Genomic DNA, 23299 nt, shown 5'->3' with positions numbered 1-23299 from the left:
GACGAGCCCCTGATCACGCCCGTCTGCTGGGAGACCCGCATGGCCAACCTGCTCTATCGTCTCGGACGACTCGGCTTCCGCCGTCGCGGCATCGTCGTGTCGACCTGGGTCCTGCTGCTGGCGGTCCTCGGGGGCGTCCTCGCCTCGGTCGGCCTCGCCTCGAGTGCCGGGCTCTCCATCCCCGGGACGGAGTCGCAGCGGGCGCTCGACGTGCTGGAAAAGGAGTTCCCGCAGGCCAGTGGCGCTGCGGGAACGGTGGTGATCCGGGCTCCCGAGGGCGAGAGCGTCCTCGACCCGGAGAACCAGCAGACCGTGATGTCCGTCGTGCAGGAGGCCAACGAGCTGCCGGGCGTGGTCGGCGCGACGAGCCCCTACGACACCAAGGCGTTGACCAGGGACGGCCGCTACGCCATGGTCAGCGTCCAGTTCGCCGAGGCCGCCGACCTGCTCACCGAGGACCAGCGCACCGCCTACGAGGAGATCGGCGAGGACGCGCCGCAGGGGTGGGCCGTGGCCGCCGGCGGTGAGCCGCTGCTGACCGAGCCGGAGGTCGGCTCCACCGAGGCGATCGGCGTCGCGGTCGCGCTCGTCGTCCTGGTGGTCACCTTCGGGTCGCTGGTCGCCGCCGGGATGACCATGGTCAACGCGCTGATCGGCGTCGGCGTCGGCATGATGGGCATCCTGCTCGTCGCCCACCAGGTCGACCTGTCCAGCACCACCCCGATCCTCGCGCTGATGCTCGGACTGGCGGTGGGCATCGACTACTCGCTGTTCATCACCTCGCGGTACCGCCACAACGTCGCGATCGGCCTGGAGCGCGCGGAGGCCGCAGGGCGTGCGGTGGGCACCGCCGGGTCCGCTGTCCTGTTCGCCGGCCTCACCGTGATCATCGCGCTGGCCGGCCTCTCGGTCGTCGGCATCCCGTTCCTGACCTCGATGGGTCTGGCGGCCGCCGGCACGGTCGCGATCGCGGTGCTGGTCGCGATCACCCTGCTGCCTGCGCTGCTCTCCTTCGCCGGCGACAAGGTCCTCTCCCGCCGACAGCGCAAGGCCGACGCGGGCTCCGATGCGCATCACGCCGACCTCGAGGACACCACCACCAACGGCGGGTTCCGCTGGGGCCGGTTGATGATGAAGGGCCGGTTCGCCGTCCTGGCGGTGGGCGTCGTCGCGCTCGGAGTGCTCGCGATCCCGGCGGCGAGCATGGACCTCGCGCTGCCCGACGACGGCACCGCTCCGGCGGGCACCAGCAAGCGGGAGGCCTACGACATGGTGGCCGAGGGCTTCGGTGACGGCTTCAACGGACGGCTGGTCATGGTCGTCGACGGGGAGAGCCCGCAGTCGGTCCAGCAGGCCGTCAAGGCGGCCGCCGGGGTCGTGACCGGCTCCGAGAACGTGGTCGCGGTCGCCCCGCCGCAGACCAGCGCCGACGGGCGCACCGCCCTGGTGGCGATCATCCCGACCACCGGGCCCACCGACGAGGCCACCGTCGACCTGGTCCACCAGCTGCGCGACGACCTCGGCGCGACCGCCGAGGCCAGCGGCACCAACATCGCGCTCACCGGCGTGACCGCGCTCGGGATCGACATCTCCGAGACGCTCGCTGACGCGCTCCCGGTCTACCTGCTGGTGGTGGTCGGTCTGAGCTTCCTGCTGCTGACCGTGGTCTTCCGCTCGCTGCTGGTGCCGCTGAAGGCGACCGCCGGCTTCCTGCTGACCGTGGGTGCGACGTTCGGCGCCACCGTCGCGATCTTCCAGTGGGGCTGGCTCTCCGAGCTGGTCGGCCTGGACACCGCCGGGCCGCTGGTGAGCTTCCTGCCGGTCATCCTGATCGGGATCCTGTTCGGCCTCGCGATGGACTACGAGGTCTTCCTGGTCTCCCGGATGCGCGAGGACTTCGTGCACGGCGAGACCGCCGCCGAGGCGATCGTGTCCGGCGTCGGCCACGGCGCACGGGTCGTGGTCGCCGCGGCGCTGATCATGATCTCGGTCTTCGCCGGCTTCATCCTCGTCGAGGACCCGATCATCAAGTCGATGGGCTTCGCCCTGGCCTTCGGTGTGGCAGTCGATGCGTTCGTCGTACGCCTGGCCCTGGTGCCGGCAGTGATGTCGCTGCTGGGCGACAAGGCGTGGTGGCTGCCGGGCTGGCTGGACAAGGTGCTGCCCAACGTCGACATCGAGGGTGAGAGCCTGCGCACCGAGCCCGACCCCGTGCCGGCACACGTCTGACCGGCTGTGCCGGCCGGCTCCGGTGGACCCGTCCTCGTGCCGCGTCCATGATGGCGGGGTGAGCGCAGACGACCGCGGCAACGAGCAGGGGGACTGGGCAGCGGTGCCCGGCGTCCAGCCCGGCACGTCCGGTCCGGGCCGGGCTCGTGCCGGCAAGACGACCACCCGCCGCAAGGACGGACGCGACTGGCTGATCGGCACCGAGGCGGACGTCGCCTGGATCGCCGAGGGCACCGCGGGCGTCGGCCTGAGCATCGCGACCGCGATCCCGCCGGTCTTCGAGGCCTACGCGACGGTCGTGGTCCCGGACCGGGACGAGGGACGTGCTGCCGACCTGGAGCTGCTCGTGCAGACGCTGCGACGGAGCTCCGATGACCAGGACTGGTGGCTGGGTTTCCTCGAGACCGGTGCCGATGACCTGGTCTTCCCCGACGCGCCGCGGGTCAGGCTGTACGCCGACTGGCCCTACGTCCTCGTCAAGGCCGGACCGGAGCAGGCGCTCGCGTGGCGGACCGACCCCTTCTCCTGGCGCGCGCCCGGGCCGGACCTGATGTTCCCCGCCGACCGGTCGTGGCTGGTGTCGTGGCTCTGGGACGACGACTGGCGCTGCGTGGGCGGCCCCGCGGCACTCGTGGACGACCTGCTCGCGCAGCCGGCGCTGGAGGTGCGGCAGGTCGGCGTCGATGAGGACGCCACCCCGCCCGGCCACGTCGCGAGGTGAACGCCGCGGCGTCAGCTCCTGTCCTGGCCGGCCTGCCAGTCCCCGATCGCCTCGAGGCGCCGACGTTGCTGCGCGGCCGCGCCTCGGTCCAGGCCGTGGTCGCGCTCCTCGAGACGAGCGGTCACGCGTTCGCGGTGTCCGACCGGCTTGTGGTCGTCGTACTTGAACTTCGCCTCGACGCGCAGCACAGCGAGGCGGACGGCCCGGATCCCGACTAGCATGCGTCCGTACGGCGCCGCCTCGACCGTCATGGCCGCGTGTCGGCCCTCCGGCTGAAGGTCGCCGAGCTGGGCGTCCAGGATGTCGGCCTTCGCCTGCGAGTCGTCGATCACCGTCGGACGGCACACGAGCTGGACGGCGGCGTAGTAGCTCGTCGGCACGCCCTCGGCCTCGGGGCGGTCCTCCGGCGCTCGCCAGTAGCCGGGCACGTAGGCGTAGTCGCCGATCACGGTCATCCGCACCTCGACGGCCGCCTCCAGGTGCGGCCAGACCGGGTTGGGGCGCGCAAGGTGGAGCAGCAGCTCGTCGCCGGCCACGGTGAAGTGCGTCGGCAGCACCAGGGGAGCCTGAGCCGGGTCGAGGTTGTTGACCGCGAGGACGCCGAACCGGCCGGTCGATGCCAACCAGTCACGCCACTCCGCCTCGCTGACCGCGGCGTCCCACGGGTGGATCAGCATGTCGGGCTCCTTGGGTCATCGGGCCGCCAGTCGGCATGGAAGCGGTGCCCTCGTCCATGAGTGAAACGTAGTGCCTCGACACTGCGTGACTCAGGGGTCCGTCGTCCCGTCGGACGGGTCTTCCGGCGGTGGTGGGTCGAGGACGGTGTACCGACCCTGGTAGTAGGGGTGGGGTCCCGGGAAGGGAGGTCAGCCATGCAGTGGGACCTGGGACTGCAAGGACTGGTGGTGCTCGGTGGGATGTCGCTCGGCTTCGGGGTGGTCGCCGGCATCCTCGTGAACGGCGCCAGAGCGCGCCGGCTCTGGGCGCTGCTGATCACGACCGTCGTCTGCTTCGGCCTCGGGGTGCTCACCAGCGAGGGCCTGTTCGGATGGGCGGACGAGGAAGAGCTCCAGCCGAACATCGACGGACTCTCGCGCGACGAGGTGCTCCTGTCCAGCGTGCTCGCAACCGCGACGGTGGTGCTCGTGATGCGGTACCTCGCCCGGCGGTCGCGCGACCGGAGCGGGCGGGGGACTGCACGTGTAGCCGGTCCGCGGCACGGTCCCGCATGACGCCGCTGGTGCAGCGCGCGCGACGGGGCCTTGCAGGCGGGGTTGCCTCGGGCAGATGAACAGGCAGTTTGGCTGTGCGTGGCAGGAGGTCCCGCTCTGCAGTGAGTCCGTTCTGCGAAACTGCCTGTCCACCTGACATCGCCGAGGCATCGAGGCGGCGTCCGCCGGCGCAGCGCACCGGACCAGGTAGGCCCCGTGGGACTCGAACCCACAACCCGCGGATTAAAAGTCCGCTGCTCTGCCAATTGAGCTAGAGGCCCGGGACATGGGGACTTCACCCGAACGGTCCTCGGGAGTGGACCCCGTGTCGCGCGTGCAGTATGTCAGGTACGCCGAAGTCCCTCCCGCCGTGGGCGCGGGAGGACCAGGCACGTCAGTGGCCGGACGTAGGCGGGACTACACGTCGCTCCCGCTCAGCAAGATTCAAGCCTGGAGCGTGGAGACCGCAGGCACGTTCGACCTCGACTCGGAACTCGAGCTCTGGTTCAGCGGCCTTGGGAAGGTGCGCCTCGAGTTCAAGGGCAACGTGAACATCCAGCACATCAGCCAGCTGATCGGGCACCACGTCCTCTGACCGGCTGCCGTTGCAGTGGCCTGTCCGTGGCACGTGACGCCCAACGGGACGGAAGAACTGACCCGAATGCGCTATTTGCGCAGAGCGATTTTGCACGGAAGATGTCCGTGTAAAAGCTTGAGGTTGGGGGATCCGATGACGACACAGGCGATGCACCAGGGTCGGCACTGCACGCTGGGAGCCGGGGAGCACCAGTGGGTTGCCGCCGCTCTCGTGGCGCTCGGCACCAGCCGCAGTGTCGGCGGGCGTGCGGAGCACGCGGCCCGCACGGGGCGTCACGTCCTGCCCACCGGCACGCGCCTCCAGGTGCTGGAGGTCTACTGCAGTTCCTGCCGCGTGGCCTACGAGTCACACTCAGCACTGATGCCCTGCGCGGGCGTCCCCGTCAGGGCCGTGCGTGCCATGAGGGAACGGGAGCGCGCGGAGCCCTCGCTGTGATCGAGCTCCTGTCCCAGCCGATCGACTCGGCGGTCGTCAAGCGATGCCGGTCAGCGCAGTTGCATCGACCCCGAGGTGTCCGGCTCCCAGGGCAGCTCGGCGTCGGCCGCGATCTGCTCGTCGAGAGCGGCCGCGACATCGTCGGGCCACGGAGCGGTGCGGCGGGTCTCCATGTCGATGTGGAGGAAGATCTCCTCCATCACGAAGCTCAGCCGCTGGTGTGAGTCGTCGAGCAGGTACACCAGCGCGTGCGCAGCCCGCTCGGAGCGACCGAGCAGCCGCACGCGAGCCGACATCCGGTCGCCGGTGCGCAGCTCGGCGAGGTAGACCAGGTGGTGCTCTGCGGAGAAACAGGCGTGTCCGCTGGCCGGCCAGTTCTGCGGGATCCCCACCTTGACGAGCGACTCGTCGAGCCCCTCGCTGGCGATGCCGGTGTAGTGGCGGACGTTCAGGTGGCCGTTGGCGTCCTCGAAGGCGATCGGGACCGGCTGCTCGACGTACGCCGGCAGGGGCTTGAGCTGCTCGTATGTGGGGTGGGCCGCTGTCATGGGCGTGACCTTACTGGTTGGCCGGCCAGCGCCTGCCCGTCACCTTGCACCGCACCGCCTCGTTGGACGGGCATGCGCGCGCTTCGCCTCCTCGCCCCAGCATTTGCCCTGGTGGCCGCCGGGCTTCCCGTCTGCTCCGCGGGCGCCGTGCCGCCGCCAGGGCCCACGGGCCTCGCGCCGGTCTGCGCCGAGCCCGGCGGGCAGACCGACACCCCGCCGCATCCGCGGCTGCGTCGGGCCGTGGTCGACGGCGTCGACGTGGCCGTCGTGCTGCCACCCGGCTACCGCAAGGACGCGAGGCGCTACCCGGTGCTCTACCTGCTGCACGGGGCGCAGGGCGACGAGGACAGCTGGATCGAGTACGGCGGCCTCCTGGACGACTCGCGAAGCAGACCGAAGCGCGAGCAGGCGATCGTCGTGATGCCGCGGATGAGCCCGATCACCGGCCTGGCGGTCGACTGGGTCGACGGACACCGGCAGGATGCCACGCTCGTCGGCCGCGAGCTGGTCGACTGGGTCGACCGCACCTGGCGCACCAAGGCCGACCGCCGGCACCGGGCGATCGCCGGGTACAGCGGCGGTGGTCTCTCCGCCGCGCACCTCGCGGAGCGGTTCCCCGGCGTCTTCGGCCAGCTCGGGGTGCTCTCCGGAGCGGTCGATCTGCGCGACCCGGCCGGGCAGCCGGCGGCCTTCGCGATGTTCGAGGCCGAGAAGGTGTGCGCCGGCGACGACCCTCTGGCCGCCGGGCCGCTGGGTGACCCGGTGACCCACGGCGATGCCTGGGCAGCCGTCGACCCGTTGCACGGCGCGGCGAGGCTGAGGCACACCACGGTCTGGCTGTCGAGCGGCAACGGCCTGCCCTGCGGCCCCGAGGACGTCGCCAACCTGGCCTACCCGACCGCGACGACCGAACCCCAGATGCGCCGGCAGGCCGATGCGTTCAGCTCGGCGCTGAGCGCCTCGGGCGTCGAGCACGTCAACAACCATCGCCCGTGCGGGCTGCACTGGTGGACCACCTGGCGCCCCGACCTCGACGCCTTCTGGGACGTGGCCGCTGGCCGCTGGCGCCGATCGGGCTGACCTTGCCGCGTGTGGAAGCATGCCGCGCATGAGTCCGGAGTCCACCATCCGCGGACGGCGCAACGTCCAGCACAAGCGCAGCTCCGAGGTCACCGTCGAGGCGCCGGCGTGGTTCATGGGGCCGACCACGTTCGCGACCCGGACCCGCGTCGGTGCGTTCAGCTACCTGCTCGGCGGTGTTGTCGACTACTGCACCTCGATCGGCCGCTACTGCTCGATCGCCGCGGACGTCCGGATCGGCGAGCCCGACCACCCCGTCGACTGGATGAGCACCTCACCGTTCCAGTACGACGCGGGCCGGTTCGGCTGGCATCCCGCAGCCGCGGCGTGCTCCACCCGGGTCCCGGCGGAGGCCGCGCAGGGGAGCTTCCGCAAGGGCCCTGTCGTGATCGGCAACGACGTGTGGATCGGCGCGGGCGCGACCATCCTGCGCGGTGTCACCGTGCACGACGGTGCGGTCGTCGCCGCCGGGGCGGTCGTCACGCGCGACGTACCGCCGTACGCCATCGTCGGCGGCGTGCCCGCCCGCCCGATCGGACAGCGCTTCGACGACGAGACCGTCGAGGCGCTCCGGACGCTGCAGTGGTGGCGGTTCTCCCCGAACCAGCTCGACGGGATCGCCTTCGACGACGTCGGTACGGCGGTCACCGAGCTGCGCCGGCGCGTCGACACCGGGCTGGTGCCCTACGCCGCGGACGAGGTCGTGCTCGCCCCGCCGGCACCGCAGCCGGCGCAGGCGACCCCGGGGGAGCAGGCCGGTCCGCCGCCGAGGAGACGCAGGTTCGGCATTCCGAGATGACCAGTCCGGTCGGGACCTCCGGCACCGGCAGGTGAGGCCGTTCGCACCCTGACCGGACCGGGGCCGCGCCGGTTGACTGCTGGGTGGACAGAGACCCCCAACCACTCATCGGAGCCACCATGAAAGCCGCAGTCGTCCCCGAGCTCGCCGCCCCTCTCGAGATCCGCGACGTGCCCGTGCCCACCCCCGGGCCGGGACAGGTCCTGGTCAAGATCGAGGCCAGCGGGCTGTGCCACACCGACATCCACGCCGCCCGCGGGGACTGGCCGGTCAAGCCGAAGATGCCGCTGATCCCCGGGCACGAGGGGGTCGGCCGGGTCGTCGAGGTCGGCGACGGCGACTCGCCGGTGGCGGTCGGGGACCGGGTTGCGCTGCCCTGGCTGGGCTACGCCTGCGGCCACTGCCGGTACTGCGTCGCCGGCTGGGAGACCTACTGCCAGACCCCGCAGTACATGGGCTACACGATGGACGGCGGCTACGCCGAGTTCGCACTGGCCTACGCCAGCCACGTGGTGAAGGTGCCGGACGGCGTCAGCTCCCTCGACGCCGCGCCGATCACCTGCGCCGGCGTGACCACCTACAAGGCGCTCAAGGTCGCCCAGCCGAAGCCGGCCGAGACCGCGATGGTCGTCGGCGTCGGCGGCCTGGGACACCTGGCCCTGCAGTACGCCAAGGTGTTCGGCACCACCACCGTGGCCGTGGACGTCGAGGACGAGAAGCTGGCCCTGGCCCGCGAGCTCGGCGCCGACCACACCGTCGACGCCCGTGGGGACCAGGCCGGGCAGCTGGCCGCCCTCGGCGGAGTGGACGTCGCCGTCGTCACCGTGCCCTCGCCGCAGGCGATGCGCGCCGCGCACGACGCGCTGAACCCGAACGGCCGGCTGGTCCTGGTGGGCCTGCCCGCGGACAACCGGCTGGAGCTGCCGGTCTTCGAGCACGTCCTCAAGAGGATCTCGGTGATCGGCTCGCTGGTCGGCACCCGCAACGACCTGGCCGAGTGCTTCGACCTGCACGCCCAGGGCCGGACCCGTGTGGTCGCCGAGACCCGCCGGCTCGAGGACGTCAACGAGTGCTTCGAGGAGGTGCTCAGCGGGAAGGTCCCCGCGCGCCTGGTCTTCGACCTCAGCTGACCCGGGACAGCGACGTCACCACCGTGTCGATGGCCACCTGGAGTGCCCGCTCCATGGTGGCCATCGGCAGGCTCGGCAGCCGCGGGTCGCCGACGGCCATCTCGGTCGAGGCCGGGAAGTGGAGGAACCCCGCCGGCACGTTGCGCCCGGCCCGGCGCAGGTGGTCGAGGACCGCGTACATCGTGTTGTTGCAGATGTAGGTGCCCGCGGTGTTCGAGATCGCCGCCGGGATGCCCGCGGCCTGCAGCGCCACCACGATCTCGCGCACCGGCAGCGTGGAGAACAGCCCGTCCGGGCCGTCGGGGGCGATCGGCTCGTCGCTGGGTCGCCGGCCGGTGTTGTCGGCGATCGACTGGTCGCTGGCGGTGTCCTTCACGTTCACCGCGATCCGCTCCGGGGTCACCGCGGCCCGTCCGGCGGCGAGCCCGCACGCGATCACGGCGTCCGGCTCGTGCCGGTCCAGCAGGTCGCGTACGACGTTCGCGCACTCGTCGTACGCCACCGGCAGGACCGCCGTGTGCAACGTGACGCCCGGCACCGCGGCCTCGTCGAGGGCGGAGACCAGCTGTTCCGTGGGGTTGACCGGCATCCCGCCGAACGGCTCGAACCCGGTCACGAGGATCGTCGTGGGCACCCGGCCACGATAGGCGCTCAGGCGCCGGCGCCCGCCACCGGAGCGTCCGGCTCCGGATCGTCGTCGGCGACCGCCTGCGCGATCTCGCTGACGTTGACGTCGAACTGGTGGAGCAGCCCGGCGTCGGCCTCGGTGTCCACCTGCTTGGGCAGCGCGCAGTCCACGCTGGCTGCCTTGTCGTGCTCGCCGCGTGATCGCAGCAGACCCACCACGTCGTCCTTGTCCACCTGCACAGCCGCTCCCTCCCCAGGGCTCGTGTCCTTGCTCACTCGGTGCTACCCGGCCCGCGCCGTCTCCATGCGCGGCCGTGGAATTCGTAAAGTCCCGGACCAGCCCGGCCGATAGGTAAAGAGTCCGTTGTGCCACGGCCGGCCACGGCCTCAGATCCCGGGTGAGGACCGCTTGACCTCCACGTCCCTCGTCGCGCGCGTCGCCATGCGCGCGCCGTCCTACCGCGTCAACCCCTACCGGAAGACCCGCGTGCCCTCGCGGGCGGACCTGCACGTGATGAACCGTCTCGGCGTCGGCTACTCGCGCGAGACCTGGGCACAGATGCGCCGCGCCGGTGGGTCGCGGAAGTGGCTCGAGCAGCAGATGCGGCCCTCCAGCATCCCGGAGGGCCCGCTCGCCAAGGCCGTCGACAGCTGGTTCCCGCAGCGCCGGCACAGCCCGGCCACCCGCTGGGACAACCACGTCAGCGGCCGGCACGAGGGCTGGGAGTACGGCCGCGACCTCGGCGCCTACACGATGCTCAAGCGGATGTACTCCAACCGTCCCGTGCTGGAGACCATGGTCGACTTCTGGTCCGACCACTTCCACATCTCCTCCAACGGCGACCTCGCCTGGGTCTGGCGCGACAGCTACGACGAGGCGATCCGCCAGCACGCGTTCGGGCGGTTCGACCAGCTGCTCGAGGCGGTCACCCTGCACCCGGCGATGCTGGTGTTCCTGGACAACCGGCTGTCGGTCCGTGGCGCGCCCAACGAGAACCACGGCCGGGAGCTGCTCGAGCTGCACACGGTCGGCCGCAGCTCCGGCTACACCGAGGAGATGGTCAAGGACTCCGCGAAGATCCTCTCCGGCTTCACCGTCGACGTCCGCGGCTCGTGGAAGGCGTACTACGACCCGAGCCGGCACACCACCGGCCGGGTCCGGGTGCTGGGCTTCAGCCACGCCAACCAGCGGCCCGACGGCAGCGAGGTGGCCAAGGCCTATCTGCGCTACCTCGCCCACCATCCCGCGACCGCGCGGACGATCGCCCGCAAGCTCGCGGTGCGGTTCGTCTCCGACACCCCCTCGGCCGGGCTGGTGAACCACCTGGCGAGCGTCTTCACCCGGTCCGGCACCGACATCAAGGCCGTGCTGCGGGCCCTGGTGGCGCACAAGGAGTTCCGTGCCTCGGCGGGCAAGAAGGTCCGCACCCCGATCGACGACATGGTGCACACCGCGCGGGTGCTCGGCGTACGCGCTGCCAAGCCGACCACCGACCAGTCCTTCGCCACCGCGATCGCCTACGCGCACGGCGGCGACCAGCTCTACTCCTGGCCACGGCCCGACGGCGCACCCCTGGACAACGCCTCCTGGTCCTCGGCGAGCCGGATGCTCTCGAGCTTCAAGATGCACTGGAACCTCGCCGGCGGCTGGTGGCCGAACCAGCGGGTGGCCTACCGCTCGCCGAAGTCGTGGCTGCCGCAGCGGCGGATCCGGTTCGACCAGTACGTCGACCACCTGTGCCGGATGGTGCACGGGCGTGGCTCGACGCCGCAGATGCTCAAGGCCGCCGTCCAGGCCACCGGCATCCGTCCCGGCGAGGTCATCACCCGCGACCACGCCGTCGCCGACTGGATGTTCGTCCGGCTGATCACCGTCCTGCTGGACTCCCCGACCCACATGTCTCGCTGAGGTAGACGATGACCGACGACCTGCTCAGCTGCGCCGACTACGAGCGCGCAGCGAACCTCTCGCGACGCCGCTTCCTGCAGGCGGCCGCCGCAACCAGCGCCGGCGCCGTGGCCACCACGATGTTCGGCGACGCGCTGCGCCAGACCTCCTTCGGCGCGACCCGGGGCGGCAACGTCCTGGTCGTGATGAGCATGCGCGGCGGCATCGACGGCCTCGGCATGGTCGTCCCGCACGCCGACCCCGGCTACTACGCGGCGCGTCCGCGGATCAGCGTGCCCGCGGCCAGCCTCGTCGCGAAGGACAGCTTCTTCGGGCTGCACCCGTCGATGAAGCCGCTGGCGTGGATGTTCGACGGCGGTGAGCTGGCCGCCGTACACGCGGTCGGGATGGAGCGGCCGAACCGGTCGCACTTCCTCGCGATGGAGGAGATCGAGGACGCCGACCCGACGTCGAGCGTGCGGCGGGGCTGGGTGAACCGGATGATCGGCCTCGGCGGCGGCTCCTCGCCGAGCGAGGCGGTGCACATCAACGGCCGCGTCGTGCCGACCATGCTCGCCGGGCCCGCGCCGACGCTGTCGGCGACCAAGCTCGACGGGTTCAACCTGCCTGGCACCGACAACGGCTGGGCGGCCAAGCGCCGCGCCCAGCTGAGCACCGTCTGGGGCAAGGCGCCCGGCCCGCTCGGCAGCGCCGGCCGGTCCGCGATGAAGGTGGCCGCCCAGCTCGGCCCGATCGCGGACCAGGTCTACGCCCCCCGCAACGCCGTGCGGTACCCCGAGTCGTGGCCGGCGAAGCCGCTGGCCGACGCGCTCAAGGACACCGCCCACCTGATCCGGGCCGACGTGGGTGCGGAGATCATCTCGGTCGACTTCGGCTCCTGGGACATGCACAGCGAGTACGGCGACCAGGGCCAGGGCGAGATGCAGGGCATGGTCGGTGCGTTCGCGCAGTCCGTGGACGCCTTCATGCGCGACCTCGGCCCGGAGCTGCGCAGCCGGGTCACGCTGGTGACGATCAGCGAGTTCGGCCGGCGCGTGGCCGAGAACGGCAACCGCGGCCTCGACCACGGCTGGGGCAACATGATGCTGGTCATGGGCGGCGGCGTGCGCGGCGGGAAGTACTACGGCAACTGGCCGTGGCTGATCCCGACCTCGCTCGAGGACGGCGACCTGAAGGTCACCACCGACTACCGCAACGTGCTCGGCGAGGTGATCACCAAGCGGTTCCCTGACCGGTCGATCAGCCAGGTGTTCCCGGGGCTGAAGTACCGCCCGCTCGGCGTGATGCGCTGACCTCCCGCGGGCGCCTCACCGCCGCTTGAGCACGACGGTCAGGGCACCCGTGTTGTCGGCGTGGCTGTAGGGGTCCCAGATCTTGACCTGGGACCGGCCGTCGACGACCGGCCGGAACACCCCGACGTAGCGGTGCGCCTTCCCGTCGCAGGGGCGGCTCGACCCGGGCACCCGGAGCGGCACCTTCACGCCCTGGATGTAGAGCGCGAGGTGGTCGGCGGCCGGGGTGGTCAGGTCGAGGGTGTGCTGCGGGCGCCAGCGTCCGGCGTACCTCACGCACTGGCCGTCGAAGAGCGTCTCACCGCTCGCCGCCGTGCCGGTGACCACGACCCGGTAGCGGTCCTTGCGCCGCAGGCCCCGCTCGGTCAGCACGCCACGCGCGGACGCGGCACGCACGGTGACCTCCTCGGACTTCAGCGGCCGGCCCCGCTGCGGGCTGCGGCGGGCGGCTCGCGGCTCGGCCGAGCCGAGCGGCCGGCGCGTCGCCACCGTCGTGGCCGGGAGGTCCTCCCGGAGGATCGCGAACGTGAACGTCCCCTCCACGCCCGGTCCGGCGGCGCCGGCGACCCGGAGAGAGAGCGGTCCGGTCTGCGTCGCGGTGAACGTGGTCTCGTAGGTGTGGCTGTCGGTGCAGCTCGTGCCCCACGGGTCGGTGCCGGCGACACGGAGCACGGGGCCGGGTGACCAGCCGGCGCGGGTCCACCGGCACGCGGGGTCGGCGACCCGGGCGCCCGGGCCGGTGCGCACCAGGCCGTCGGCGACGATCCGATAGCCGGTGCCCTCGCTGAGCTCGAAGTCCGTGGTCACCACCCGGCCGGTGGCGGGGACCTCGACGGTCACCTCGGCGGTGCCGACCGGGTCGAGCTGGTTCGTGCGCGGCAGGAGCACCGGCACGGAGGGGACGTTGCGCTGCCGGTAGAACGTGGTCTGCGCGGCCGCTCCGGAGCGGGACAGCGAGACGTGCACGTGGTCGCGGTGGCGCAGCGTCTTCGAGCAGTCCGGTCTGTCCCCGCAGGGCGCGTAGGGCCGCTCCTGGAACCCGTCGTAGGCGCGCCAGATCCGGTCGTCCCAGATCACGTACATGATCCCCATCCGCCGGGCGAGCGCGTGCTCGTTGCCCCGGGCGTCGCTGGCGAACACCTTGTCCAGCCAGGCGTAGGCCAGCCGCCGCTCCGCCTCGACGTCGGCGTCGACGCCCCAGTCCAGCGCCCGGCCGTCCTTGTGCTCGGAGACGTTGTCCCCGGCGCAGGCGCGCAGCGTCGACACCGCCCGCGTGCCGGGGTGGGTGCGCACCAGGTGGTCGAGGAGGTACGCCGTGCCGGGGAGCACCTCCGAGGCACAGGTGGACTGGCCGTCGTACCCGGCGTAGCCGTCGACCGCCGCACCCGCCGGCGCCGACACGGCGGTCGCCGCCGACGGCAGGCCGGTGAGGAGCAGCGCTGCGCTGAGCAGCCGGCCGAGGTGCGTCCGGACCATGCAGGCTCCCAGGGATCGATCGAGGCGGCGTGTCGCCTTGACAACGTAACCCCAGTGACTGCTGGGACGGGAGGGTTTCGCCGGATCCTTCCCGCTTGCCGGCAGGAGCTAGGACGGTACGACGGCCAGCGACTGGCGCGCGATCTCCCACTCCTCGTTCGTCGGGATCACCATCACCGCAACCTGGCTGTCCGGGGTGGACACGACCGCGGCCTCACGACCCGTCACGACGCCGTTGCGCTCTGCGTCGACCTCGATGCCGAGGTTCTCGAGCCCGCTCAACGAGGCCGCCCTGACCTCGGCGGAGTGCTGCCCGACGCCGGCGGTGAACACGATCGCGTCCACCCGGCCGAGCACCGCGGTGTAGGCGCCGACGTACTTGCGGACCCGGTAGCAGTAGACGTCGAACGCCAGCTGCGCGGCCTCGTCGCCCTCGCCGACCATCCGCTCGAGCTCGCGGAAGTCGTTCTCGCCCGCCAGGCCCTTCAGTCCCGACTCGCGGTTGAGGACCCGGTCGATCTCGTCGAGCGACCAGCCCTGCTGGCGGTGCAGGTGCGCCGGAAGCGCCGGGTCGATGTCACCGGACCGGGTGCCCATCACGAGACCCTCGAGCGGGGTGAGCCCCATCGAGGTGTCCACGGACCTGCCGCCGGCGACCGCCGTGGCCGAGGCGCCGTTGCCGAGGTGGAGGACGATCACGTTGACCTCCTCGGGCTCCTGGCCGAGCAGCCGCGCGGCCTCCCGGGAGACGAAGCAGTGCGAGGTGCCGTGGAAGCCGTAGCGGCGGACGTGGTGCTCGTCGCGCCAGGCCAGCGGCACCGCGTAGGTGTAGGCGTGCTCCGGCAGGGTCTGGTGGAACGCGGTGTCGAACACCGCCACGTGCGGCAGGTCGGGGAAGATCCGGCGCGCAACCTCGATCCCCTCGAGGTTGGCGGGGTTGTGCAGCGGTGCGAGCGGGATCAGCTCGCGCACCTTCGCGACCAGCTCCTCGTCGATCACCACCGGGTCGGCGAACCGGTCGCCGCCGTGCACCACCCGGTGCCCGATCGCGGCGAGGTCGAGCCCGTCCAGGCTCGGCCCGTGCTTCTCGAAGGCGGCGAGTACGGCGGTCAGCGCCTCCTCGTGGGAGGCGATCGGCTGCTCGAGCCGGTCCACGCCGTCGGGCGTCCGGTGGGTGAGGATGCCGTGGGACTCGCCGATCCGCTCGACCAGGCCGCCGGCCAGCGACTCACCGGTGTCGCCCTCGACGAGGCTGTACTTCAGCGAGGACGACCCCGCGTTGAGGACCAGGACGACGCGGCTCATCGGGACTCCTCGGGCATGTGCTGGGCCTGGATCGCGGTGATCGCGACGGTGTTGACGATGTCGCGCACGGTCGCGCCCCGGGACAGGTCGTTGACCGGCTTGCGCAGCCCCTGCAGCACCGGGCCCACCGCGACCGCGCCGGCCGAGCGCTGCACGGCCTTGTAGGTGTTGTTGCCGGTGTTGAGGTCGGGGAAGATGAACACCGTCGCGCGTCCGGCGACCTCGGAGTCGGGCAGCTTGGTCCGGGCGACGGCGACGTCGATGGCGGCGTCGTACTGGATCGGGCCCTCGACCGGCAGCTCCGGCGCCCGCTCCTTGACGATCGCGGTGGCCCTGGCGACCTTCTCCACGTCGCTGCCCGAGCCGGACGCGCCGGTGGAGTAGGACAGCATCGCGACGCGCGGCTCGACGCCGAACGCGGCCGCGGTGGCAGCCGAGGAGATCGCGATGTCGGCGAGCTGCTCGGCGGTCGGGTCCGGGTTGACCGCGCAGTCGCCGTAGACCAGGACCTGGTTCTCCAGGCACATGAAGAACACCGAGGAGACCACCGAGACACCGGGCAGCGTGCGGACCACCTCGAGCGCGGGCCGGATCGTGTGTGCGGTGGTGTGGGCGGCGCCGGACACCATGCCGTCGGCGAGACCGAGCAGGACCATCATCGTGCCGAAGTAGGAGACGTCGGTGACGACCGTGCGCGCCTCGTCGAGGTCGACCCCGCGGTGCTTGCGGCGCGCGTGGTACTCCTGCGCGAACCGCTCGCGCAGCTCCTCGTCGAACGGGCTGAGCAGGGTCGCCTTCGACACGTCGACGCCGAGCGAGGCGGCGCGGGCACTGATCTGGATCGGGTCGCCGAGCAGGGTCAGCTCCGCGACGCCGCGGCGCAGCAGGATGTCGGCCGCGCGCAGCACCCGCTCCTCCTCACCCTCGGGCAGCACGATGTGCTTGCAGTCCGCGACCGCGTCGTCGATGAGCTGGTGCTCGAACATCAGCGGGGTGACCGCCTCGCTGCGCGCCACCTCGAGCTTGTCGAGCAGCTCGTCGCCGTCGACGTGCTTGCCGAACAGCGCGAGCGCCGTGGCCACCTTCCGGGGGGCGTCCTTGGTGAGCCGGCCGCGCACGGCGGTGAGGGCTGCCGAGGCGGCGTAGGTGCCCAGCTCGGTGGTGATGATCGGCATCGTCACGCCCAGGCCCTTGATCAGCCGCGTCACCTGGGGCGGCAGCTCGAGCCCGCCGTTGAGCACGATGCCGGAGATCTGCGGGAAGTCGGGGGAGGTGTGCGCCATGAGTACGCCGAGCACCACCTCGGGCCGGTCGCCCGGGGTGATCACGACGGCGCCCTCGATGAGGCGGTCGAGGACGTTGGGCATCGTCATCGCGGCGACCACCAGGCCGGTGACCTCGCGGCTGAGCAGGCTCTCGTCGCCGCTGATCAGCTGCCCGTCGATCGCGCCGATGAGGTCGCTGACCGACGGCGCGCTCAGCAGCGGCTCCTCGGGGATCGCGTAGGCCGGGACGTCCTCGGTGCAGAGCGCCTCGATGTCCTTGGCGACGTCGGCGGCGCTGACCCGGTTCGCGATGACCGCGAACAGGGTGCCGTGGTTGGCGTGCAGCTCGTTGACCGCCATCTCGGTGACCGTGTGCAGGTCCTCGGCGCTGCGGTCGGCCCCGTTGAGCACGAGCAGCACCGGTGCGCCGAGGTTGGCGGCGATCCGCGCGTTGTAGGAGAACTCCGTCGGTGTGCCGACGTCGGTGTAGTCGCTGCCGACCACGACGACCGCGTCACACCGGTCGGAGACCTGGTGGAAGCGCTCGACGATCCGGTCCAGCGCCGCGGTCGGGTTCTCGTGCACCTCGTCGTAGGTGACGCCGGCGCACTCGTCGTACGTCAACGTCACCGAGTCGTGGGCGGTGAGCAGGTCCAGCACGTAGTCCCGGCCGCCGTAGCGGTCGGCGTCGGCGCGCACGATCGGCCGGAAGACGCCGACCCGCTCGACCCGCCGGGAGAGCTGCTCGAGGACGCCCAGGGCGATCGTGGACTTGCCGGTGAATCCCTCCACCGAGGCGATGTAGACGCTGCGACCCATGTGCTCGAGCCTAGATGTGAAATGTCTGATCCACCCACCTGCGTGGGACCAACGCCGAGGAATCGGGTCCAAGGTCCCAGCGGCGTTCACGGGGCCGTCCCGACATCGCCGACAGCTCTTCACCTTCCGGTATCGGCTTTCGGCGAGATCGTTGGTAGTCTCGTCAGTGCACCAGGTGCAAGTTCCAGCAGGTTACGCCCGCGGAGTTTGTGATCCGACGGCGTTTCTTCTCAGTAGCTCAATGCTTTTCGAGGGGGCACGGCGTTTCACCGCACCTGGAGCGGGGCCGTCGAAGTGACGGTCTCACGCCCCGTTAGAGGAGTAAGTGAGCATGGCTCAGGGCACCGTTAAGTGGTTCAACGCCGAGAAGGGTTTCGGCTTCATCGCGCAGGAGGACGGCGGCGACGACGTCTTCGTGCACTACTCGGCGATCCAGACGCAGGGTTACAAGTCCCTCGACGAGAACCAGAAGGTCGAGTTCGACGTCACCCAGGGCCCCAAGGGCCCCCAGGCTGAGAACGTTCGCCCCATCTGATCCAGAGGGAACGTCTAGTCACTAAGGCATAGACACCAAAGACCCCGACGGTAACCCGTCGGGGTCTTTGTTTTGCCCGCTTTGACTATGGGTAGGACTCACTCCGTCCGCGAGAATGGGCTCGGGAACCCTCGCGACCCGTGGGCGGCGTCGGGACGGACGGATAGGTAGTGTCATGGCCATGCAGGAGAGGAGCCGCGTCGTGGACGACAAGCTGAACGTCCCGCTCGAAGACGCCGAGCTCTTGGACGAGGTCGAGCTGACCACCAACCTGATCATCGCCGCCAGTGAGTCAGAGGCGTCGCTGAGCCAGGAACAGGTCGACCGTCTCCTCGGCCTCGTGGCGGCCGACGCCAGCCAGGTGCCGGTGCCCGAGCAGCAACGCCGCGCGGACTGACGCGTCGACGCCGGTCGACGTGACGAGCGCCTCGCCGCCGGTGTGGCAGGCGGCTTGGCTGCACGGGCCACCGACGCTCTAGCATGTCCGGTGGTCCATTTCCGGTTTGTCAGGAGTTTCCCGTGGGTTTGCGCTTCCGACCGGTCGACGCCACGTTCTACGACCTCTTCGCACAGTCGGCCCGGCACCTCGTCGGCGGCGCCGCGCTCCTCGCCGAGATGCTCGGTGAGGGCAACGACCGGGAGGCCATCGCCACCCGCATGCGGGAGGCCGAGCACCAGGCCGACGAGACGACGCACGAGATCATCCGGCGGGTGAACTCCACGTTCGTCACCCCGTTCGACCGCGAGGACATCTACAACCTCGCCTCCGGGCTCGACGACGTGATGGACCACATGGAGGAGGCCGTCGACCTCGTCGTGCTGTACGGCGTCGACGACCTGCCCGGCGAGCTCGCCGAACAGGTCGAGGTGCTCCAGCGGGCGGCGGAGCTGACCGCGGAGTCGATGCCGCGGCTGGAGACGATGAAGGACCTCGACGAGTACTGGATCGAGATCAACCGGCTCGAGAACATGGGTGACCGGTCCTACCGCCGGATCCTCGCCAAGCTCTTCGGCGGCGAGTTCGAGGCTCTCGAGGTGCTCAAGCTCAAGGACATCGTCGACTCGCTGGAGGCGGCGATCGACGCGTTCGAGACGGTCGCCAACACCGTCGAGCAGATCGCCGTCAAGGAGTCCTGAGCGTGGAGCTCGCGATCATCATCGCGGTCGTCGTCGTCGCCCTCGTCTTCGACTACACCAACGGCTTCCACGACGCCGCCAACGCGATCGCGACCTCGGTCTCGACGCGTGCCCTCACCCCGCGGGTGGCGCTGATCATGGCCGCGGTCATGAACTTCGTCGGTGCCTTCCTCGGTCAGAAGGTCGCCAAGACCGTGAGCGACGTGATCAGCCCGCCGACCGGCACTGCCGGGCTGGTGGTCGTGATGGCGGGGCTGATCGGTGCGATCACCTGGAACCTGATCACCTGGTACTACGGCCTGCCGTCGTCGTCCTCGCACGCCCTGATCGGCGGCCTGGTCGGCGCGGCGATGGGCTACGGCTTCCTCCAGGGTGACGCGCTCGACCCGGTCAAGTGGGTCGTGATCCTGGACAAGATCGTGATCCCGATGGTCGCCTCGCCGCTGTTCGGGTTCACCGCGGCCTTCCTGGTGATGCTGGCGATCATGTGGCTGTTCCGGAAGAGCAACCCGCACCGCACCAACCGCGGCTTCCGGTTCGCCCAGACCGCCTCGGCGGCGGCGATGGCGCTGGGCCACGGGCTCCAGGACGCCCAGAAGACGATGGGCGTGATCTTCCTGGCGCTGCTCGCCGGCGGCTACGTCTCCCAGGGCGACCCGCTGCCGGTGTGGGTGATCGTCGCCGCGGCCGGTGCGATCTCACTCGGCACCTACTCCGGCGGCTGGCGGATCATGCGCACGCTGGGCCGGCGGATCATCCACCTCGACCCGGCCCGGGGATTCGCCTCGGAGTCGGTGGCCGCGGGTGTGCTGTACACCACCGCGTTCGCGTTCTCCGCGCCGATCTCGACCACCCACATCATCACCTCCGCGGTGATGGGCGCCGGCGCCACGAAGCGGTTCTCCGCGGTGCGCTGGGGTGTGGCGCGCTCGATCGTGATGGCCTGGGTGCTGACCTTCCCGGCGGCCGGCATCGTGGCGGCCGCGTGCTACGGCGTGGCGCACTACTTCCTCGAAGTGCTGCCCTGAGCAGAGTTCGGTCACAACCGTTCAGCTGAACCCTTGTGACGGCGTTTCAGCAACATCGCACGTCACAACCGCTCAGCTGACCGATCGTGACGCACCTGCCGGGACCCGGCCCCGTCCGAGGTCGGCAGGGTCGATCCTCGGGGGAGCCGTCACCCGGTGCGGACCGGCGCACCCAGGGACTCGAGCAGCTCGACCACCCGGCGCCGGATCTCGTCGCGGATCGGCCGGACGCTCTCGACGCCCTTGCCGGCCGGATCCTCGAGCACCCAGTCCTCGTAGCGCTTGCCGGGGAAGATCGGGCAGGTGTCGCCGCACCCCATCGTGATCACGACGTCGGAGTCCTTGACCGCCTCGGTGGTGAGGATCTTGGGTTGCGCGGCAGACAGGTCGATGCCCTCCTCGAGCATCGCCTCGACCGCTGCCGGGTTGACCTGGTCGGCGGGCTCCGACCCGGCGGAGCGGACCTCGACCGCGCCACCGGACAGGTGCCTGGTGTACGCCGCAGCCATCTGGGAGCGGCCGGCGTTGTGCACGCACACGTAGAGGACGCTGGGCTTGCTCATGACAGGGCCTTTCGGGGACGCGAGGCACGGGGGAAGAACTTCCGGGCCCAGAGGCTGACGTAGACCAGGCCGACCAGCACCGGCACCTCGATCAGGGGGCCGACCACGCCGGCCAGCGCCTCGCCGCTGGTGACGCCGAACACCGCGATCGCCACCGCGATTGCGAGCTCGAAGTTGTTGCCCGCGGCGGTGAAGGCGACCGTGGTGGAGCGTTCGTAGCCGAGCCCGACCGCCCAGGCGAGCGCCAGGGAGCCGGTCCACATGATCGCGAAGTAGGCGAGCAGCGGGAGCGCGATCCGCGCGACGTCGAGCGGCTGCGAGGTGATCGCCTCGCCCTGCAGCGCGAACAGCAGCACGATCGTGAACAGCAGACCGTAGAGCGCCCAGGGCCCCACCCGGGGCAGGAAGGTCGACTCGTACCACTCGCGGCCGCGGCGCCTCTCGCCGATCCGACGGCTCAGGTAGCCCGCCGCGAGCGGGATGCCGAGGAAGACCACGACGCTGCCGGCGATGGTCCACGGGGACACGTCCAGGCCGGTGGTGTCCAGGCCCAGCCAACCGGGCAGGACGTCGAGGTAGAACCAGCCGAGCACGCCGAAGGCGAGCACCTGGAACACCGAGTTCAGTGCGACCAGGACCGCAGCGGCCTCGCGGTCGCCACAGGCCAGGTCGTTCCAGATGATCACCATCGCGATGCAGCGCGCCAGGCCGACGATGATCAGGCCGGTGCGGTACTCCGGCAGGTCGGGCAGGAACACCCAGGCGAGGGTGAACATCAGCAGCGGACCGAGGCCCCAGTTCAGCAGAAGGCTGAGGACCAGCGTCCGCCTGTCGCGGGTGACGGTGTCGAGCTTGTCGTAGCGGACCTTGGCCAGCACCGGGTACATCATCAGCAGCAGGCCGAGCGCGATCGGCAGGGACACCGACGCGACCTTCACCGCGTCGAGCGCGTCGTTGAGGCCGGGGATCCAGCGGCCCGCAAGCAGTCCGGCAACCATCGCCAGCCCGATCCAGAGGGGCAGGAACCGGTCGAGGGTGGAGAGACGCTCGACGACATGCGTCTCGCGCGGGGTCTGGAGGTGGTTCACCACATCAGGTAACGTATCAAAGAATGCTGATGTCAGTCCACACTGATGTGTTCCGGATCCTCGGCGACCCGCTCCGGATGCAGATCGTCGAGCTCCTCGCCCGGGAACAGCTGTGCACCTGCCACCTCGTCGCCGAGACCGGTGCCCGACAGACCAACGTGTCCAACCACCTGCGCGTGCTGCGTGAGGCGGGGCTGGTGGAGGCCGAACCCGCCGGCCGCTACACCTACTACCGCTTGGTGCCGGAGGTCCTCGACGGCCTGGCCGCCCGGCTCGGCGAGCTCGCCGCCGGCGCGCGGAGCACCTCGGACCTGCGCCGCCCAGCCTGCGACTGAGTCACACCTTCGCGGCGGAGAGCAGAGCCTGCAGCTCGGCCGCGGTGGGCACCCTGCCCGACACCAGCTCGTGGCCGTCGGCGAGCAGGGCCGGTGTGCGCCGCACGCCGTGCGCGGCGACCTGCCTGGCGTCGGTGACCCGCTCGAGCGGCATCCCGTCGAGCATCAGGTCGTGCAGCGCGGTCCGGGTCGCCTTCTCCAGTGCGTCGCACTCGTTCTCCGAGCCGAGAATCTTGAGCACCATTGCCGTCCTCCCACTGTCGTGCCGCGATACGGCAACCGTAGGGGTGCGCATGCGCGGATGCGCAGGGCCGAACGGCCCCCTCGCGGCCGGCTACCCGGCCCTCTCGGTCAGCCGAAGCGGCCGGAGATGTAGGCCTCGGTGGAGGGCTGGTCGGGCGTGGAGAAGATCTTCCGCGTCGGGTTCATCTCCACCAGACGTCCGGGCAGGCCCGCGCCGGCGAGGTTGAAGAACGCGGTGTCCTCCGAGACCCGGGCGGCCTGCTGCATGTTGTGGGTGACGATCACGATCGTGTAGTCGGTCTTCAGCTCGTGGATCAGGTCCTCGATCGCGCTGGTCGAGATCGGGTCGAGGGCGGAGGCCGGCTCGTCCATCAGCAGCACCTGGGGCTCGACGGCGATCGCGCGGGCGATGCACAGTCGCTGCTGCTGGCCGCCGGAGAGGCTGGCGCCGGGACGGTTCAGCCGCTGCTTGACCTCCTCCCAGAGGTTCGCTCCCCGCAGCGACTTCTCCACGACGTCGTCGGACTCCGACCTCTTCATCCGCTTGTTGTTCAGCCGCATCCCGGCGATCACGTTGTCGTAGATCGACATCGTCGGGAACGGGTTGGGTCGCTGGAAGACCATGCCGATCTGGCGTCGTACCTGCACCGGGTCGATCTCGGGACCGTAGATGTCCTGCCCGTCGATCACCACCTTGCCCTCGACGCGGGCGCCCGGGATCACCTCGTGCATCCGGTTCAGCGAGCGCAGGAAGGTGGACTTCCCGCAGCCGGAGGGCCCGATCAGGGCGGTCACCGACTTCGCCGGGATGGTCATGGAGACGTCCTCCACGGCGAGGAAGTCGCCGTAGTATATGTTCAGGTTCGAGACGTCGATGCTCTTTGCCATGGGGCTTCGCTTTCGGCTTTCTGTGGCGGTGGGACGGG

The 23299-nt window shown here is 70.7% G+C and carries 26 protein-coding genes and 1 tRNA gene; 15 read left to right on the top strand and 12 right to left on the bottom strand.

The features are described from left to right. The first annotated feature begins 39 nt into the window (after window positions 1-39). Together ACYVIH_RS07930 and ACYVIH_RS07925 are read left to right on the top strand one after the other, a co-directional pair. Entirely contained in the window at window positions 40-2229 is a 2190-nt protein-coding gene (locus ACYVIH_RS07930) for an MMPL family transporter (RefSeq protein ID WP_460867932.1), read from the top strand. 58 nt (window positions 2230-2287) lie between these two features. After that, window positions 2288-2950: a hypothetical protein gene (locus tag ACYVIH_RS07925; RefSeq protein ID WP_460867930.1), complete on the top strand. Its 663-nt coding sequence runs from the start codon at window positions 2288-2290 to the stop codon at window positions 2948-2950. Window positions 2951-2961: 11 nt separating this feature from the next. Here the strand turns inward: ACYVIH_RS07925 and ACYVIH_RS07920 are convergent, their stop codons facing one another. Further along, window positions 2962-3627: an FMN-binding negative transcriptional regulator gene (locus tag ACYVIH_RS07920; RefSeq protein WP_460867928.1), complete on the bottom strand. Its 666-nt coding sequence runs from the start codon at window positions 3625-3627 to the stop codon at window positions 2962-2964. 195 nt (window positions 3628-3822) lie between these two features. Between ACYVIH_RS07920 and ACYVIH_RS07915 the strand changes: the two genes are divergently transcribed. Then, window positions 3823-4182 (top strand): hypothetical protein, encoded by a 360-nt coding sequence (locus tag ACYVIH_RS07915; RefSeq protein WP_460867925.1) that lies wholly within the window; start codon window positions 3823-3825, stop codon window positions 4180-4182. Between the two features lie 187 nt (window positions 4183-4369). Here the strand turns inward: ACYVIH_RS07915 and ACYVIH_RS07910 are convergent. Then, window positions 4370-4442, bottom strand: a tRNA-Lys gene (locus ACYVIH_RS07910). Window positions 4443-4558: 116 nt separating this feature from the next. On the opposite strand from ACYVIH_RS07910, the gene ACYVIH_RS07905 reads away from it, so the two are divergent. Together ACYVIH_RS07905 and ACYVIH_RS07900 are read left to right on the top strand one after the other, a co-directional pair. Further along, window positions 4559-4756 (top strand): PH domain-containing protein, encoded by a 198-nt coding sequence (locus ACYVIH_RS07905; protein WP_460867921.1) that lies wholly within the window; start codon window positions 4559-4561, stop codon window positions 4754-4756. 135 nt (window positions 4757-4891) lie between these two features. After that, window positions 4892-5194, top strand: coding sequence for a hypothetical protein (locus ACYVIH_RS07900; protein ID WP_460867919.1), 303 nt, complete (start codon window positions 4892-4894; stop codon window positions 5192-5194). A gap of 50 nt (window positions 5195-5244) precedes the next feature. On the opposite strand, the gene ACYVIH_RS07895 is transcribed toward ACYVIH_RS07900, so the two are convergent. Beyond that, entirely contained in the window at window positions 5245-5742 is a 498-nt protein-coding gene (locus tag ACYVIH_RS07895; protein WP_460867917.1) for a thioesterase family protein, read from the bottom strand. A 72-nt stretch (window positions 5743-5814) separates the two neighbouring features. Between ACYVIH_RS07895 and ACYVIH_RS07890 the strand changes: the two genes are divergently transcribed. The 3 genes from ACYVIH_RS07890 (at window position 5815) to ACYVIH_RS07880 (ending at window position 8751) form a co-directional block, all read left to right on the top strand. Next, the gene (locus tag ACYVIH_RS07890) at window positions 5815-6822 is read left to right on the top strand and encodes an alpha/beta hydrolase (protein ID WP_460867914.1); all 1008 of its coding nucleotides are present in this window, start codon (window positions 5815-5817) and stop codon (window positions 6820-6822) included. Window positions 6823-6850: 28 nt separating this feature from the next. Beyond that, entirely contained in the window at window positions 6851-7621 is a 771-nt protein-coding gene (locus ACYVIH_RS07885; protein ID WP_460867912.1) for a CatB-related O-acetyltransferase, read from the top strand. Window positions 7622-7740: 119 nt separating this feature from the next. Beyond that, window positions 7741-8751, top strand: coding sequence for a zinc-dependent alcohol dehydrogenase (locus ACYVIH_RS07880; RefSeq protein ID WP_460867910.1), 1011 nt, complete (start codon window positions 7741-7743; stop codon window positions 8749-8751). Here ACYVIH_RS07880 and pcp read toward each other — a convergent pair. Together pcp and ACYVIH_RS07870 are read right to left on the bottom strand one after the other, a co-directional pair. Continuing rightward, window positions 8744-9385, bottom strand: coding sequence for a pyroglutamyl-peptidase I (pcp, locus tag ACYVIH_RS07875; protein WP_460867908.1), 642 nt, complete (start codon window positions 9383-9385; stop codon window positions 8744-8746). The genes ACYVIH_RS07880 and pcp overlap by 8 nt on opposite strands. A gap of 17 nt (window positions 9386-9402) precedes the next feature. After that, complete coding sequence (locus tag ACYVIH_RS07870) at window positions 9403-9618, bottom strand: hypothetical protein (protein ID WP_460867906.1); 216 nt, start codon at window positions 9616-9618, stop codon at window positions 9403-9405. 169 nt (window positions 9619-9787) lie between these two features. Here ACYVIH_RS07870 and ACYVIH_RS07865 point away from each other — a divergent pair, with 169 nt between their 5' ends. Both ACYVIH_RS07865 and ACYVIH_RS07860 read left to right on the top strand, forming a co-directional pair. Beyond that, a complete protein-coding gene (locus tag ACYVIH_RS07865; protein WP_460867904.1) occupies window positions 9788-11287 on the top strand; it encodes a DUF1800 domain-containing protein in 1500 nt (499 codons plus the stop codon). Window positions 11288-11295: 8 nt separating this feature from the next. Continuing rightward, window positions 11296-12579: a DUF1501 domain-containing protein gene (locus tag ACYVIH_RS07860; RefSeq protein ID WP_460867902.1), complete on the top strand. Its 1284-nt coding sequence runs from the start codon at window positions 11296-11298 to the stop codon at window positions 12577-12579. A gap of 15 nt (window positions 12580-12594) precedes the next feature. Here ACYVIH_RS07860 and ACYVIH_RS07855 read toward each other — a convergent pair whose 3' ends face one another. The 3 genes from ACYVIH_RS07855 to pta all read right to left on the bottom strand — a co-directional run bounded on the left by ACYVIH_RS07855 (window position 12595) and on the right by pta (window position 17444). After that, window positions 12595-14055 (bottom strand): hypothetical protein, encoded by a 1461-nt coding sequence (locus ACYVIH_RS07855; protein ID WP_460867899.1) that lies wholly within the window; start codon window positions 14053-14055, stop codon window positions 12595-12597. 108 nt (window positions 14056-14163) lie between these two features. Then, complete coding sequence (locus ACYVIH_RS07850) at window positions 14164-15360, bottom strand: acetate/propionate family kinase (protein WP_460867897.1); 1197 nt, start codon at window positions 15358-15360, stop codon at window positions 14164-14166. Further along, a complete protein-coding gene (gene pta, locus ACYVIH_RS07845) occupies window positions 15357-17444 on the bottom strand; it encodes a phosphate acetyltransferase (RefSeq protein ID WP_460867896.1) in 2088 nt (695 codons plus the stop codon). The genes ACYVIH_RS07850 and pta overlap by 4 nt, the downstream gene beginning before the upstream one ends. 331 nt (window positions 17445-17775) lie before the next feature. On the opposite strand from pta, the gene ACYVIH_RS07840 reads away from it, so the two are divergent. From ACYVIH_RS07840 to ACYVIH_RS07825, 4 genes are all read left to right on the top strand, one after another. Next, window positions 17776-17979 carry a cold-shock protein gene (locus tag ACYVIH_RS07840; protein WP_011757695.1) on the top strand — a complete coding sequence of 68 codons (204 nt, stop codon included), beginning with the start codon at window positions 17776-17778 and terminating at the stop codon, window positions 17977-17979. A gap of 202 nt (window positions 17980-18181) precedes the next feature. Beyond that, complete coding sequence (locus ACYVIH_RS07835) at window positions 18182-18376, top strand: hypothetical protein (RefSeq protein ID WP_460867893.1); 195 nt, start codon at window positions 18182-18184, stop codon at window positions 18374-18376. Between the two features lie 122 nt (window positions 18377-18498). Next, window positions 18499-19116: a DUF47 domain-containing protein gene (locus ACYVIH_RS07830; RefSeq protein ID WP_460867891.1), complete on the top strand. Its 618-nt coding sequence runs from the start codon at window positions 18499-18501 to the stop codon at window positions 19114-19116. 2 nt (window positions 19117-19118) lie between these two features. Further along, the gene (locus tag ACYVIH_RS07825) at window positions 19119-20144 is read left to right on the top strand and encodes an inorganic phosphate transporter (RefSeq protein WP_460867889.1); all 1026 of its coding nucleotides are present in this window, start codon (window positions 19119-19121) and stop codon (window positions 20142-20144) included. 149 nt (window positions 20145-20293) lie between these two features. On the opposite strand, the gene ACYVIH_RS07820 is transcribed toward ACYVIH_RS07825, so the two are convergent. Together ACYVIH_RS07820 and arsB are read right to left on the bottom strand one after the other, a co-directional pair. Beyond that, a complete protein-coding gene (locus ACYVIH_RS07820; RefSeq protein ID WP_460867887.1) occupies window positions 20294-20707 on the bottom strand; it encodes an arsenate reductase ArsC in 414 nt (137 codons plus the stop codon). After that, window positions 20704-21795: an ACR3 family arsenite efflux transporter gene (gene arsB / locus ACYVIH_RS07815; RefSeq protein WP_460867885.1), complete on the bottom strand. Its 1092-nt coding sequence runs from the start codon at window positions 21793-21795 to the stop codon at window positions 20704-20706. Before arsB ends, ACYVIH_RS07820 begins: the two co-directional genes overlap by 4 nt. Before the next feature lie 29 nt (window positions 21796-21824). On the opposite strand from arsB, the gene ACYVIH_RS07810 reads away from it, so the two are divergent. Then, window positions 21825-22130, top strand: coding sequence for an ArsR/SmtB family transcription factor (locus ACYVIH_RS07810; protein WP_460867883.1), 306 nt, complete (start codon window positions 21825-21827; stop codon window positions 22128-22130). A 1-nt stretch (window position 22131) separates the two neighbouring features. Here ACYVIH_RS07810 and ACYVIH_RS07805 read toward each other — a convergent pair whose 3' ends face one another. Together ACYVIH_RS07805 and pstB are read right to left on the bottom strand one after the other, a co-directional pair. After that, window positions 22132-22374: a thioredoxin family protein gene (locus ACYVIH_RS07805; RefSeq protein ID WP_460867881.1), complete on the bottom strand. Its 243-nt coding sequence runs from the start codon at window positions 22372-22374 to the stop codon at window positions 22132-22134. A gap of 107 nt (window positions 22375-22481) precedes the next feature. After that, window positions 22482-23261: a phosphate ABC transporter ATP-binding protein PstB gene (gene pstB / locus ACYVIH_RS07800; RefSeq protein WP_460867878.1), complete on the bottom strand. Its 780-nt coding sequence runs from the start codon at window positions 23259-23261 to the stop codon at window positions 22482-22484. Window positions 23262-23299 lie beyond the last annotated feature (38 nt).

Source organism: Nocardioides pakistanensis (assembly GCF_054781215.1).
Note: the sequence above shows the minus strand (reverse complement) of the source record. Positions and strands in the feature narration are given on the sequence as shown.